13 protein-coding genes are annotated in these 14,297 nt (G+C 58.7%); 5 read left to right on the forward strand and 8 right to left on the reverse strand.

Annotated elements, in window-relative coordinates; translation table 11 throughout:
• Positions 1-15: 15 nt before the first annotated feature.
• The 4 genes from LSG25_RS13505 to LSG25_RS13520 form a co-directional block, all read right to left on the reverse strand.
• Positions 16-837 (reverse strand): SDR family NAD(P)-dependent oxidoreductase, encoded by an 822-nt coding sequence (locus LSG25_RS13505; protein ID WP_232741442.1) that lies wholly within the window; start codon positions 835-837, stop codon positions 16-18.
• A gap of 73 nt (positions 838-910) precedes the next feature.
• Entirely contained in the window at positions 911-1,705 is a 795-nt protein-coding gene (locus LSG25_RS13510) for an alpha/beta fold hydrolase (protein ID WP_232741443.1), read from the reverse strand.
• Between the two features lie 105 nt (positions 1,706-1,810).
• On the reverse strand, positions 1,811-2,632 hold the full coding sequence (locus LSG25_RS13515) for a tripartite tricarboxylate transporter substrate binding protein (RefSeq protein ID WP_232741444.1): 822 nt from the start codon (positions 2,630-2,632) through the stop codon (positions 1,811-1,813).
• Positions 2,633-3,041: 409 nt separating this feature from the next.
• On the reverse strand, positions 3,042-4,127 hold the full coding sequence (locus LSG25_RS13520) for a permease (protein WP_232741445.1): 1,086 nt from the start codon (positions 4,125-4,127) through the stop codon (positions 3,042-3,044).
• A gap of 148 nt (positions 4,128-4,275) precedes the next feature.
• On the opposite strand from LSG25_RS13520, the gene LSG25_RS13525 reads away from it, so the two are divergent.
• The 3 genes from LSG25_RS13525 (at position 4,276) to LSG25_RS13535 (ending at position 6,562) form a co-directional block, all read left to right on the forward strand.
• Positions 4,276-5,067 carry a hypothetical protein gene (locus LSG25_RS13525; protein ID WP_232741446.1) on the forward strand — a complete coding sequence of 264 codons (792 nt, stop codon included), beginning with the start codon at positions 4,276-4,278 and terminating at the stop codon, positions 5,065-5,067.
• Positions 5,068-5,141: 74 nt separating this feature from the next.
• A complete protein-coding gene (locus LSG25_RS13530; RefSeq protein WP_255696750.1) occupies positions 5,142-5,426 on the forward strand; it encodes a LysR substrate-binding domain-containing protein in 285 nt (94 codons plus the stop codon).
• Between the two features lie 161 nt (positions 5,427-5,587).
• Complete coding sequence (locus LSG25_RS13535) at positions 5,588-6,562, forward strand: tripartite tricarboxylate transporter substrate binding protein (protein ID WP_232741448.1); 975 nt, start codon at positions 5,588-5,590, stop codon at positions 6,560-6,562.
• Between the two features lie 28 nt (positions 6,563-6,590).
• Here the strand turns inward: LSG25_RS13535 and LSG25_RS13540 are convergent, their stop codons facing one another.
• From LSG25_RS13540 to LSG25_RS13555, 4 genes are all read right to left on the reverse strand, one after another.
• A complete protein-coding gene (locus LSG25_RS13540) occupies positions 6,591-7,979 on the reverse strand; it encodes a chloride channel protein (RefSeq protein ID WP_232741449.1) in 1,389 nt (462 codons plus the stop codon).
• A gap of 82 nt (positions 7,980-8,061) precedes the next feature.
• Complete coding sequence (locus tag LSG25_RS13545) at positions 8,062-9,111, reverse strand: CapA family protein (RefSeq protein ID WP_232741450.1); 1,050 nt, start codon at positions 9,109-9,111, stop codon at positions 8,062-8,064.
• A 206-nt stretch (positions 9,112-9,317) separates the two neighbouring features.
• Entirely contained in the window at positions 9,318-10,547 is a 1,230-nt protein-coding gene (locus tag LSG25_RS13550) for a Zn-dependent hydrolase (protein WP_232741451.1), read from the reverse strand.
• 139 nt (positions 10,548-10,686) lie between these two features.
• Positions 10,687-11,493: an IclR family transcriptional regulator gene (locus LSG25_RS13555; protein ID WP_232741452.1), complete on the reverse strand. Its 807-nt coding sequence runs from the start codon at positions 11,491-11,493 to the stop codon at positions 10,687-10,689.
• Positions 11,494-11,786: 293 nt separating this feature from the next.
• Between LSG25_RS13555 and LSG25_RS13560 the strand changes: the two genes are divergently transcribed.
• Positions 11,787-12,890: a GTP-binding protein gene (locus tag LSG25_RS13560; protein ID WP_232741453.1), complete on the forward strand. Its 1,104-nt coding sequence runs from the start codon at positions 11,787-11,789 to the stop codon at positions 12,888-12,890.
• Positions 12,891-12,912: 22 nt separating this feature from the next.
• Positions 12,913-14,280 carry a dihydroorotase family protein gene (locus tag LSG25_RS13565; RefSeq protein ID WP_232741454.1) on the forward strand — a complete coding sequence of 456 codons (1,368 nt, stop codon included), beginning with the start codon at positions 12,913-12,915 and terminating at the stop codon, positions 14,278-14,280.
• Positions 14,281-14,297 lie beyond the last annotated feature (17 nt).

Here is a 14,297-nt window from a genome sequence, read left to right on the forward strand (position 1 = left end):
TGCGCCGGCAGCTCTTCAATATGCGGAGCGTCCGCCGTCCGCGGGAATGGCGGCGCCCGTAATCATGCGCGATTCGTCGGATGAAAGGAATAAGGCAATATGGGCGATATCGTCTGGTTCGCCGAACCAGAACGGGTAGACCTTGATTTGTTCGTCAACCTGCATTGCATCCGCACTTTGTCCGGGTTGCCCTGGAACGCCATAAGTCCGCCGGATCCGCTCCGTATTCACGCGACCCGAGCAAATGGCATTGACACGCACATTATGCTTTGCGTATGTACCGGCAAGGGTTCGCGTCAGGGAAACAAGGGCACCCTTCGCCGCGGCATAAATGTGGGCCTTGCCCGAACCCCGCAAGGCGGCGCCCGATGACATATTCACTACCGTGCCGCCGCCGGAGGCGATGATAGTCGGAATGGCATGGCGGCAGCTTAGTATCGTGCCGCGCACATCAAGCGACATCGTTTGGTCCCACACCGACAAGTCCACTTCGGTTACCGGAGCATCTTCGGGCAGCGAGCCGCCTGCGCAATTGAAAAGCGCATGCAACCCTCCAAAACGAGCCACGGCGGCATCAACAACCGCTTTGACGCTATCTTCGAGCAACACATTGGTGTGAACGCCGATGGCTTGCCCACCACCGGCGATGATGTCGTCGGCGACTTTCCCGGCGGCTTGCTCGCGTATGTCGCCGATCACGACACAGGCACCCGCACGCGCAAACATGCGTGCGGCGGCTGCGCCAATACCCGTACCTCCCCCAATAACCAGAGCGACTTTGCCGCCCAGCCGGCCTGCTGCAGACGAGGGGGAGCGCTCATTTTCAATATTTTCCAATTGCAATGCTCCATCAAATGAGGACGGTTGCAGTCAAGCCTCAGGGCTCTCATTCCTGATCGTGCGGGAAAGTTCAGCCGCGCCGCGCGAGAAACTCCATTAAATCGTCGACGCACCGCGATGCGTAGCCATCGCAGATATTGTGTGCCGAAGTGTCGTAGTAGATTACCTCGGAGCCCGCAATACGGCGCCGCATGTCTTCGTATGCACTGGCATGTCCGATCTGCTCTTTGCCCGCGGCAACGATCAAGGTAGGCGCCTTGACGACAGACAGCTCCTCCATGAAATCATGGGTACACATGTGCATTACAAAACGAGCGATGAAGGCGGGGTCATTGGAACCCGCCTGCTCGATAAACCATTTCACCAATGCGGGATCGGCACTGGAGTCGAAGCGCTCCTGGATCGTATCGGACAGGAATTGCTTGAGGCCTATCTGCTTTATTTTCGGCACCCACGTCGGGGCGTGGCTGTGTTTCAACCCCGGTGTAGACGCGAACAGCGACAGCGTTTTGACTCGCTCGGGATGATGAATGGCCAGTTGCTGCGACACATAACCGCCCGCCGAATTGCCCACTATGTGGGCTTGCTTGGCGCCCACCAGATCGAGCACCGTGATGGCATCGCCCACCAGTTGCGACAAGGAAAATTCACTATCGGGATCGGGAATCTGTGACTCGCCATGGCCACGAAGATCGAGCCGTACGACTCGATATTTCCGAGCCAGGCGAGGAACCCACTGGAACCAGCGCCGCGAGCTGCCCATGGCTGCGTGCACCAGGAGCAGCGTGTCCGGTTTGCGCCACGGATCAGTGAAGTCATCGACTTGATAAGCTATCTTGAGGCCGTCTTTGGTAAAGGTTTGCATAATTTACCTAATGAGAATAATGGCAAGCAGGCATCGAAGCGAAAACGGATGCACCCAAGCTGCCTGGCGAGGCAGGAATAACCACAGCCGCCCGCCGGCATGTCATCACTGAATCGAGATATGGGCGGCCTTGATGACTTCCGTCCACTTTGCAATCTCTTTCTTGTCGAGAGCGGCAAGGTCCTCCGGCGTTCCGCCGATCGGTTCGTACCCCAGAGCGGCAACGCGTTTCTTGATATCCGGATCGGCCAGGACGATATTGAAATCCTTGTTCAGGCGCAGTACCGCGTTCCGTGGCGTACCCTTGGGCGCCAGAATCTGCCAATGTGTGCTGCTGTCCACACCCGGCACACCCGCCTCGGCAAATGTAGGCACGTCGGGCAATGCCGCGTTGCGGTGCGCTCCCGTGACGGCAAGTGCCCTGAGCCTGCCCCCTTCAATAGCGGGGCGTGCCGAGCTTATGCCTGTAAACGTCAATGGCACCTGATTGCTTATCACCGCGGCAAAAGCTTCCCCGGTGCCCTTATAGGGAATATGCGAGATCTTGACTCCGGCAGCCAGATTGAAGAGCTCTCCCGCGAGATGCGTGGATGCGCCATTTCCACCCGATCCATAAAACAGACTGCCGGGCTTCGCTTTTGCCATGGCTATGAGCTCTTGCAAATTCTTGGCTGGCAACGATGGATTCGCAACAAGGATCACCGGGCCCGCGGCAAGATGGACCACAGGATCAAAACTCTTGACCGAATCATAGGGCAGGTTCGGCCGCAGACCTGGATTGATCATGAACGTGGAATCGACCATTAAGATGGTATAGCCATTGGGAGCCGACTGAGCGACAAGCTGGGTGCCAATAATGCTGGAACCACCTGGCTTGTTCTCGACCACGATTTGTTGGCCAAGCAGGGCCGATAGCTTCGGTGCCATTAAACGAGCCAGGATATCCGTGCCCCCGCCCGGAGCGAAAGGCACAACCAGACGAATTGGCTGAGAAGGCCAATCCTGGGCCGAAGCGAGCGATGAAAAAAAGAAACACGCGGCAAATAGCCCGCTGCAAAACCTTGGAAATCGGATTTTCATCTTTTCTACTCCCGATTGAATGCTGAATTCAGCAGCATGAGTGTGTCGAGGCATCTCAGTTTCAGAGCAAGACCTTGCGTGCCATGGCCAGTGATAAAGGCTTACAGCAATGACGCAATGAAATTATCATATAAATTTATATTATGCAATGATCATTGCAACACAAAGTGTGCGCAAGGCCCAGGCAGCGCGAAGCCCAATGGACCAGCGGCCGGTTTTATCTTGAAGGGAGTAAGCGGCGTCCGCCGCCCCGCGACTAGAAACCCAGGGCGACGGCTAGCCCGCCGCCGGCAATCCCGAAAATAACTACCGCGGCGCTCACCGTCGCCAGTTCCCTGGGGCGGAACGATTTGGCAACCATGACCAGAGAAGGCAGGCTGATCGGCGGCAGGGTCATCAACAAGGCTCCGGCGGGGCCGGCCGCCATACCCAGCGACAGCATCGCCTGGATGATCGGTATTTCCCCGGCCGTTGGGATCACGAACAACGCGCCCGCTACCGCCAGTGCGCCGATCCAGAACAGGTGATTGCCGATATCCGCGCCAATATGCGGGAACAGCCATGCGCGGGCCGCGCCGAGCAACAAGACAAGAACGATGTATTCAGGCACAAGGCGCAGGGCCATGCGAGCCAGAATCCGGCCCCAACGTGCAAAGGCGCCTCGCCAGTAAGAGAACGCCTCTTGCGGCACATCTTCTGTAAACAAGCGTGCCGCGCGTTCTCGTTCGATGTCGGCCTCGGCGGGCTTGATCATTCGGTTAATCAGATAGCCGGTGCCGAACACCATGGGGATGCCCAAAGCCAGGCGCAAGGCCGCCCAGTGCCAGCCCAGAACGAAACCCATGAAGACCAGCGTGGCCGGATTGAGCACCGAGTTCCCAAGCCAGAATGCCAGCGCGCCTCCGGGCGAGGCATGCCGTTCGCGCAACCCCGCGACGACAGGCGCCGCGCAGCACGTGCACATCATTCCGGGCAGCGCCATCATGCCGCCCGCGGCCACGCTGCCAAAACCGGTTCCACCCAAGGCTTTCGCAACCCAATGACGCGGCAGCAGCGCCTGAACCGCCGAACCAAGCAGCAGTCCCAGCACCAGCGCCTGCCAGATTGCCTTGCCGTAGACCAGAGCGTAATCGAACGCGGCCTTGAATGACGGCTCGGGCGCGCTGGCGGCGTTGCCCATCAGAATCGATGTCCCGATCGAGTGGCTGTCCGCGGCAACGAAGGCACGGTTGTAATACGGAAACCATTTGACGTAGAACAAGCCAACCAGCGCAATCAATACAAAGACTGCCAGCCCAATGACAGGGCTGGGAGACTCTCGCGAGTCGAGCGTGTTTTTCATGAAGGTGTTCGGCCCAAGATTGATGATGTGCCAGCCCAACGCGCGCCGACGCAGCGTATTCTACATCGGCTGCGGGGGTGGCTATGGGTGCGGGCCGGGACGAAGATTGATCTTGCAAGCAACGCCGGGATATCCCGCATCCTGTAGAATGCTTCCAGCAGCATTTTGCAATACCATTCATTCCGCACTCGACCTCATGTCCATACGCGCAGTTATTGCAGCCTTTGTCCTATGCACACCTGTTTTCGCGCACGCGGATTGCACGGCACACCTGAATGAGTGGGCGCAAGCATTAAGCCCCGGTCGCACCATCGATGCCAACAATGCCGCCTGCAAGGCCTGGCCCCAGAATCCGGCGCAAACACTTGCCGTTTTGCCCCTGCCCCAGAAAGGCGCCACAGAGGACAAAACGGTCTACGATGTCCAGGTACTCGTGGCGGACAGCAAGACAGGGGCAATCATCGCCCACAGCTACGAACCGTCCGCCATTACCTCAGATGCAATCAGCCTGCGGGGCATTGCCCTGGACACGGCGCACTGGCAGCTTGCACCTCACGCACTCGCCTTCGGTGTGCGAAAGAGCTACGAAGGCTCGTCGCGAGTAAACCCCTTCGCGGCCACCACGCTCAGCCTTTATGTTGTCGACGGATCCAGCCTGCGCAGAGTGCTCGCCAATCTGACAACACAACAGGGCAATGGAGAGTGGGACGGCAATTGCGCCGGCCAATTCTCCGATACCGCCCGCGTGATCTCAATCGGCCCCGCCGGTCAGGGCGGTTATGCAACGCTGCATATCAGCGAAAAGACCGTTGACTCGACCCATGCCGAGGCCGCAGGCCAATGCGCCACGAAAAACAAAGCGGCCAAGCAGGCCAATGTGACACTGGCTTATGACGGCGCGCACTACGGCGTCCCGGCCGCTCTGAGATTCGACCAGTAGTTCTGCCCCGGTTCGCCTTCTTCAGGCGGCTGGCATGCACCGCACCAAGCTACATCGAACGGCATGGCGCGGCGCTGCACGTGCACGGCACGTTCCGGACCGATGACACAGAGGCCCTTCTACAGGCGGCCGTGGAAGGTCTTGGCATAGTGCATCTCGCCAGTTGGCTGGTGAACGACATGATTGCCTGCAGCCGCCTTGTATCGCTTTTCCCGGAGGCATCGCCGCCCTTGCCGAAGGAACAAGCGGCGATCCATGCGGTACGCCTGCCGGGCCGCTCCCACGCAACAAAGGCCAAATTGTTTGCTGCACATCTCAAGCACGCATTTGGAGACCCTGCTTACTGGGATCGCGTCTAGAACGGCCAGAGCAGTTCACTACGGCGCACGTACGTCATCTTGCTTTCGATTAAAGATTTCAGTACATTGAATAGCTATCAAATACGTCTTGCCCGCGCCAGCCTGAAAAGTCACGGCGCCTTAAGGCGCCAATAAGCAATAACTATACGCAGAGACAAATCATGCATGGTTTTAGATCGGCGCTGAGTACCCTCGTCATGTTTTGCGCGGGGGTCGTCGGCACTGTGCCGGCGCACGCCGCGACCTATCCCGATCATCCTATTCGCCTGATCGTCCCATTCGCCCCCGGGGGCGGCAACGATTTCATCGGACGTTTCATTGCGCGGCAATTGGCGACCATTCTGGGCGGAAGCGTCGTGGTCGAGAACAAGCCTGGCGCCGGCGGGATGCTGGGCGTCAATGACGGCGTCCGCGCGCCTGCCGACGGCTATACCCTGACGCTGATCTCGCTCAGCTACACCGTCAACCCCGCGCTGTACAAGCTCAGCTACGATCCGGTCAAGGGCATCACGCCCATCGTGCAGATCTCGCAAGGCCCGCTCGTCATGGTGGCCACGCCGTCCCTGCCCGTCAAGAATGTGCAGGAGCTCATTGCCCTGGCCAAGTCCGAACCCGGCAAGATCAACTATGCCTCGTCCGGCGTGGGCAGCATCATCCACCTGGCCAGCGCCTATTTTGCGAGCATGGCCGGCATCGAATTGACACACGTACCTTACAAAGGCGGCGGCCCTGCCATGACCGACACGCTGTCGGGGCGAACGCAGTTGTTTTTCAGCAGTATTCCCGAAGCATTGCCGATGATCAAGGCAGGTAAATTGAAGGCGCTGGCGGTTACCACACCACAGCGCAACGCGACCTTGCCCGACGTGCCCACTTTCGCCGAATCAGGCCTGCCGAATTACGATGTGACCTTGTGGCATGGACTGATCGGGCCCAAGGGAATGCCGCAGGACGTGGTCATGAAAATCAATCAAGCCGTTCAGAAGGCGCTCGAAACGCCGGAAGCCATCAAGATTCTTCGCAATAGCGGCTTCACACCGGCCCCGGGTACACCCGATCAATTTCGCGACAAGATCGCCGACGGCGTGCGCTTGTGGGGCAAAGTCGCACACGACGCGGGGGTAAAGCCGGAGTGAGCAGCAGGGACGCTCGGCGCGAATCGCCCTAACGTTTCAGCCTGGACAATAAATAGCGCCAATAATCGTGGGCGCGCTTGAATCGAAACCGGCTCCACCACTTCAACAAGCCGTAAGAAAGATGGATTTTTTCCTGCCCCAAGGGCATGTCCGGCCTGACACGCATCCAGGACGTTTTGGAATAGGCGACGAGTTGATCGGGATAAACACTGCGGTGCCCGATAATAAGATAGGCCGCGATGCCCGCTCCTGCAACGTACACCGTCCCTATTGTCCCGCCAAATAGCTCAATTCCCATGAGTACGGCGGCGACCGGGGTATTTGAAGCCGCAGCTACCACGGCCACCAAACCTACAGCCGCACCCAATGATGGGCTGATTCCCAACATGGGAGCAAACGCGTTCCCGGCAATGGCTCCGATGACAAACTGCGGGGTAACGATCCCACCGTAAAAGCCCGAGCCCAAGGTAATCGCCACCAAAAGCGTTTTCCAGAAAAAGCCCAGGTAAGGCATGGCCTCGCCGTCCAGGGCTCTATCCATGAGAGGCAGGCTCAAGCCCAGATAGTCTGTCGAAATGAAGAAAATAAGTGCGGAGAGCACAATGCCACCCAGCAGTGGCATGATGGGCGGCCACATATTGAATCGGGTCCTCAGGCGGCTGAAAAGAAGGCGAACCAGGCCGATCAGGTCAACAAACACCCATGCGACAATGCCGCAAATGATTCCGACGGCTATCGTCTTGATAAATAAGGTTTCGGAAAAATGGGGCAGCAACTGGATGCTGTAGTACTTGTAGGGAACTCCCCATAACTTGCTGACTTCAAAAGAAGTAACGCCAGCCACAATGGCCGGAAACAGGAAATCATGCCGTATGCGTCCGATAGCCAGCACTTCAACGCCATAAATGGCCCCTGCTATCGGCGTGCCGAATACGCTGGCAAAACCGGCGCTGACGCCGCAAGCCACAATGCGCTTTTGCAGTTCGCTGTTTAGTCCCAGCACTCGGCCCACGCCCGAAGCCAGCGAGCCGCCAATATGTGAGCAGGGCCCTTCCTTTCCCGCGGACCCGCCGCACGCCAGTGTAATGATCGCCGCAATGGGCTTGATGGCCAGTGTTTTGAAGGGCATCTGGCCCGATTGCTTATGAACCGCGGCAATGACCGAGTCCTTGAGTCCGCTCGTATTTTTCCTATAGCCATAATGCAGAAGCAATCCATTCAGAAATCCGCCTAGCGGCAGTAATGTCATCTGAAGCCACAATGGGATGGATGCTGTCTTGCCGGTGAGGAAAAACAAGCCATGCAAGAAAAGGCTCGTGCCGCTTCCCACGATGGCTCCGGTAATGGTTGCCAGAACAAGCCACTGCATGACGGTCGCCAGCATGACGATCGGCTCAATATAATTAACGCGTGGCATGACCGGCACTTATCATCGCATGATCCTTTTTGAAACAGGCAGCGAGATTCTACTTCCAATCGCCACGGCGCCGCCCCCTGCCTCAAACGGTTTTCAAATCAAGCATTATTTCATCGCCGCTGGGCTCAAAACACGTCCCATAAACTTTCGAGCCCTGCGTGATCTCCCGCAGTGTGTCCTGCTCGTCGACAAGCGGGCACAACACCGTTTCGTTATTGTCGTTATGACGCACGAACTGGAACGTCACCTTCTCGATCGCCCCGCTTTCAATCCACAAACGCAGCATCATGCCGACCCAATTGCCATGCTTGCGGCCATTGTGCCCGGTATGAAATGAAAAACTGCCAAGTCCGTAGAATATGGGCTTGCCGCGATAGACCTCGACCGGCAGGGAATAATGAGGCCCATGGCCCACCACCATATCGGCGCCGGCATCGATTGCCCCATGCGCGATCTCGGTCATGTACGCCAGCACTTCTTTCCACAAGCCCCAATGGCAGGACACCACAACGAAGTCGGACTTCGCCTTCAGCGCCGCAATATCCTCTTTGAGCGATTGCAGATAGGATGGCTCCGCCCAGGTAATGATGTACGGCGGAATGCCCGGGCGATTCAGCGGCGGAACATCCGGCCGGCTCTTGTGCGCCGGCACCTGGTAGGCCGTCTGTCCACGGATCACCGCCACGCCAGCCGCATTGACGCGCGCTTCGTGGTGGGTGGGCCAGTACACGGACGTACGCTGCAAGAAACCGACACGAACGCCATTTACATCGACAATCGCGGGCGCGCGGGCGGCACCCAGATCGGCCCCCGCGCCCGTATGCGCAATGCCCGCCTCGTTCAGCCGCGCGATCGATTCGTTGATCGCCGCCTCGCCGTAGTTCACATTGTTCGCCAGTCCCACCGCGCGTATGCCGGCACGCGTCAACGCGTCCTTGCCGATTTGCGGGGCGACGTAAAAACCTTCATTGTCGACCGAATGGTTCGCGGGCGGTTCGTATAGCGAACACTCAAGATTGCTGAACACCAGATCGGCGGAGTCAAAGGTTTTTTTAACCTGGCGGAACGGCGTATCCGGATCCGTGATATTCATCAGGTTCACATCGCCGGTAAGAATTATTTTCAGTGCCATGAGGATTTAGACCAATGTGAATGGAATTTAATGTCTTTTTATCAATTCCGGCTTCCTGGCTCCATTCGAGCCCTGCAAAGACATTCTTCTGGTGGCAGCCTGTTATCGATAAGAGCCGATAATAATCCGCTTATCGAGGAATTTCTCGATAAGCGACTTTAGACGGCAATAGCTTATGCAACTTGCATGCTGTCAACGGTCAACGGTCAGGCCGAATCTGCCTCGACAAGAAGCACATTCGCCAGCACCGACGCTCCCTGCGCCAGGTGGCGTGATTCCGCATATTCAGCCTCATTATGGCTTAGGCCGTTGCGGCAAGGCACAAATATCATCGCCGACGGCGCCACGTACGACAGATTGACGGCATCGTGCCCGGCGCCGCTGCACATATCCAGACTGGAAAAACCTAGTGCTGCGCTGGCCTGGCGCACCCGATCCACACAAGCGGGACTGAACTGAATGGGCTCATAGGTCGCCACGGGCGCAAAATCGAGTGCAATATTCTCCATCTTGGCGCGTTCACGGCAGATGTCAGCGACCTGTTCGGCCAGCGTGTCCAGTTGGCGAATGTCCGGATGCCGCAGATCGATACTGAATGCCACGCTGCCAGGGATGGTGCTGGGCGAGTTCGGTCGGCAGGCGATATGCCCTACGGTCAGGCGCGTGTCATCGCCCGATTGCCGCCCCAGTTCCGCAAGAGCGGCGATGATCCCGGCGGCGCAGGCCAGCGCGTCCCGGCGGATTTTCATAGGCGTGGTACCGGCGTGAGACTCGAAGCCGGTGAGGGTCACGTCATATTCATGCAAGCCCTGCACGCCAGTCACCACGCCCAGCGGCACAGCCGCCTGTTCCAGCACCGGCCCCTGCTCGATATGGGCTTCGTAATAGGCCACCGGCCTATCGCGAAAGCGCGGCGTATTGGCGAACCCGGTACGATCCAGTTCTTCGCCAAGAGTCACCCCGGTCTTCAGACAGGGACGGGCACGCGCGAACGCGAGATCCGCGCGCCCGGCGTAAACGGACGACCCCAATATTCCCGGCGTGAAGCGCGAGCCTTCCTCATTGGTCCAGGCGACAACCTCTACCGGACGCCAGGTAGCGATGCCCCGCGCATTGAACGTGCGCAGGACTTCAAGCCCAGCCAGCACTCCATAAACGCCGTCGAAGCGCCCGCCCAGCGGCTGCGTGTCCAGATGACTGCCGCACAATACCGGCGCCGCGCCGGAATCGGTCCCAGGCCGACGGGCGAAAATATTCCCGACTTCGTCGGTATAGACTTGGCACCCCGCCTCTTCGCACCATTGCATGAAAAGACGACGGCCTGCCACGTCATCCTCGGTCAGCGTCAGCCGGCAACTGCCTCCGTTGGTGGTCTGGCCTATGCGTGCCATGTCCATCACCGAATCCCAAAGCCGCTTTTCATCGACAGTAATCAAAATATCTCCTTCAGCCGTTTGAGCATCCTCATCATATCCGGAGCCAGACACCTTGACCAACAGCACAATGGCTGGACTAACGTACGAGCAACCTCGGCCCCGAACCGTTTTCAGACAGTGGAGGCGTTGCCGCGGAGCATCAGCGACGCACCGGAGCACCCGCGCGCTCCGAATACATCATGCTATTCAACTGCTCGGACAGCTCACGGGCGACGCGCTGAAGTGCCTTGATCTGCCGCTCGTCGGGCGGCGTTGGAATATCGTCGACCGAACCCACGATCGCAATCGAGCCGGCAAGCGAAGCGCCGTCGCGAAATATCGGTACCGCCAGCGTGCTGATGCCGGTCATCATCTCGCCACTGCATATTTCGTAGTAATCCGCGCGAATCCGATCCAGTCGCTTCGAGAGCTCGGTCAGCGCCGCTGCATCGAACTTGACACCGGAGGCCAGCACCTCGTCCAGCATGGCATCGCGCTCCCGCGGCGAAGCAAATGCGAGTGACACTCGCCCCAGGGCGGACCGATGCGGTGGCGGGCGGTTGCCGGGTTTGACGCTCACGCAAATGCGCGCGTAGATATTTTCCATGGTGCTGATAACCATGGGCATGCCATTGGTCGCAACGGTCAACACCACCGTCTCGCGCAATTCATCGCGCAATTGCACCAGGTAAGGCTCGGCTCTTCGCCGAAGATCAAACTGATTGCCAGCCGCCTCGCCAAGCTGGAACAGCCGCCACCCCAGACGATAGCGCTCGTTGGCGTTGTCCTGTTCAATCAAGCCCACTTCCTTGAGCGTTGCCAGATGCCTATGAATGCGAGGCTTGGTTTCGCTCAATTGCTCGGCCAGCTCGGTCACACCCATCGCACGATGCGCGAGGGCCAGGCTATCCAGGATGCGGACCGATACCTTGACGGCATCGACCGAATTCAATTTTTTTTCACTCATATGCGGTTATGACTCTCGACGGCAAGGACCGGACAACACTGCCCATGCCAAAAGTGTACCGAAGAATCCACGGATATGGCCGGGCAGGTGGGCCACTCCCCGTCCGGCCTACCAGTCCAGGGCGTCCAGGATATGAGATAGCCCTCCTGTGGATTGACGATAGATCTTGCATCGCAATAGGGTCACATGTTACGCTAGAAGAAATAAATTATTGTCAGACGTAACGATTAGGACGTAACATCAAGACATAACATCGGATCGAATCCGGCTCATATCGATGGGAATGCGCCTCAATGGAAAACGCTGCGAACTCGGCACAGCCAGACGCCTGTCGTATTACCTGCGATGTACTCACGGGTTTTCTGGGCAGCGGCAAGACAAGCCTGCTCAATCGCTTCCTGCATACGGAAACCACGCGGGGAGTGGCGGTTGTCATTAATGAAATCGGCGCCATCGGTATCGATCAACTGATCCTGTCGCAAATATCCGAGAACGTGGTTCTGCTCGAGTCGGGCTGCTTGTGCTGTTCGCTCTCGGGGTCCCTGCGCGAAACCCTGCTCGACCTGAAACGGCAGGCACGGGCGGCAGGGCATCCGCTCACACGGGTGGTGATCGAGACAACCGGGCTGGCCGAACCGGCACCGATCCTTAACATCTTATTGGGCGACCAGACACTGGCCGATAGCTTCGTGCTGGGTCGCGTAATCTCAACCGTCGACGCGCATCAGGCGCTCGGGCAGATTCGACGGCAACGCGAAACCGTGCGCCAGGTCGCGCTCGCGGATGTGCTTGCGATCACCAAGACCGATCTGGTGGACAAGCAGGCCGAGCTTGCATTGAATACGGCGCTCGACGGCCTGAATGCGACAGCGCTGCGGGTGCGGGCGAATGATGCCGACGCGCTCACTGACATTTTCGTGCGCGCCAACCCCGCGGTGCCGGCCAGGAGCGAGCCTACGCACGAGGCCGGCACCAGCCACGATAGCCATCGTCACAACCATGCCGCGCACCTGCATGGAGCGGTCAACAATGAAAGCCTTTGGCTCGGGCCGCAGCGCATTCATCCCGCGGGGCTGGCGGCGTGGACACATCTGCTGATTTGTGAATACGGCGACCGATTGTTGCGTTGCAAGGGCCTACTGCATTTATCCGACCCGATACGCGATGTGTTCGTGCAAGGGGTCGGACGCTACTTCCACCCCTCCGCGGCCATTGCACGCTGGCCAGACAGCGACCCCCGCGCGAGGATGGTGGTGATTGGCGAACGGATCGACCCGTCCTGGCTGCGCGCCAGTCTGCCCGCCTTTCTCATCGATGAAACGGGGCTGCTGCCGCGCACGCTCGAAGAGTTGAATCAGGTGGTCCATTCCACATGCAGCCACCTGCATCCTATGTAACTTATGATGGAGAACGCTTTCCATGCCAGCTGAATTTGTCCTGCGCGGCGCTCAAGTGGTCGAACCCGACCATATGCCCTGCGCGCTCGACCTCCTGATCCAGGACGGAAAAATCGCGGGGCGACTGACTCCCGACACGCCGGTCGATGCGTCGATTCCCGTCCTTCGAGCGGATGGCTTGCATGCTTTTCCCGGCCTCATCGACGCTCACGTGCATTTCGGCTTCGGTGAAAAGATCACCGAGTACTCCACCGAAACCGTGTATGCCGCGCAGGGCGGCTTTACCTCGATTCTGGGCTACTTTCTAAACAACGAAAGCTATGCCGATGTCTACGAGCGTGAGCAGGAATACGCACGGGCTCGTTGCCATGTCGACTACGGTTTCCACTTCAGCGTGGCCAACGAAGAGCATGTCCGCGACATGCCCGCCTATGTCAATCGCTATGGTGTCACCTCGTTCAAATACTTCATGAACTTCAAGGGTGAGGAAGGGCGCTACCTCGGCCTGGATGGAACCGATGACGGCTATTTCTACGATCTGCTGAAAATGGCAGGAACATTGCCGGGCGTGAAGATAGTCTGCCACACCGAGAACATCGAAATCGTCAACAGGCTGCGCCGGCGCGCACAGTCGATCGAGCAGCCGACGCTGAAAGACTGGGCCAACGCAAAGCCGCCATTCACCGAAGCGGAGAGCTGTGTGCGGGCCATGTATTTCGCGGAACAACTGGGCGCACATCTCTATATTCCGCACTTGAGCACGCGCATGGCGCTGGACGAAGTGCGCCGCTGGCGCTCGCGCTATCCACATATCCATGTCGAAACCTGCCCGCACTACCTGACGCACGACGACGACTCGACCCTGGGTTCCATGGGCAAAGCCAACCCGCCGTTTCGCAGCAAGGATGACGTCGAAGCAATGTGGGAAGGCTTGCGCGACGGCAGCATCGATGTGGTCGCTTCCGACCACGTGCCGCGCAAGCGCTCCACCAAGGAACGGCCTTTCTGGCTGGCCTCGCAGGGCTTCCCGGGCACAGCAACGATCCTGCCGGTGCTGCTCAGCGAGGGCTACCACAAGGGCCGCCTATCGCTGCAGCGTGTCGCCGAACTGCTGAGCAGGGCACCCGCGCAGATCTTTGGAATGATGCCGCGCAAGGGAACGCTGCAGACCGGCGCGGATGCGGACATCACCCTGGTCGACCTGGAGCGCAGCCGTACCGTGCGAGCGGAGGAGCTCGGCTCGTATTCGGACTACAGCTTGTATGACGGCTGGACGCTCAAGGGCTGGCCGGTGCGCACCATCGTGCGCGGCGAGACTGTGATGCAAGACGGCAAGATTATGGGCGAACCCGGCTATGGCCAGTATCTGGCGCGGCCGCTAGTGTCCTGAATTGGAAATTTTCTGCA

The sequence above is a fragment of the Paralcaligenes sp. KSB-10 genome (genome assembly GCF_021266465.1).
Lineage (GTDB): Bacteria > Pseudomonadota > Gammaproteobacteria > Burkholderiales > Burkholderiaceae_B.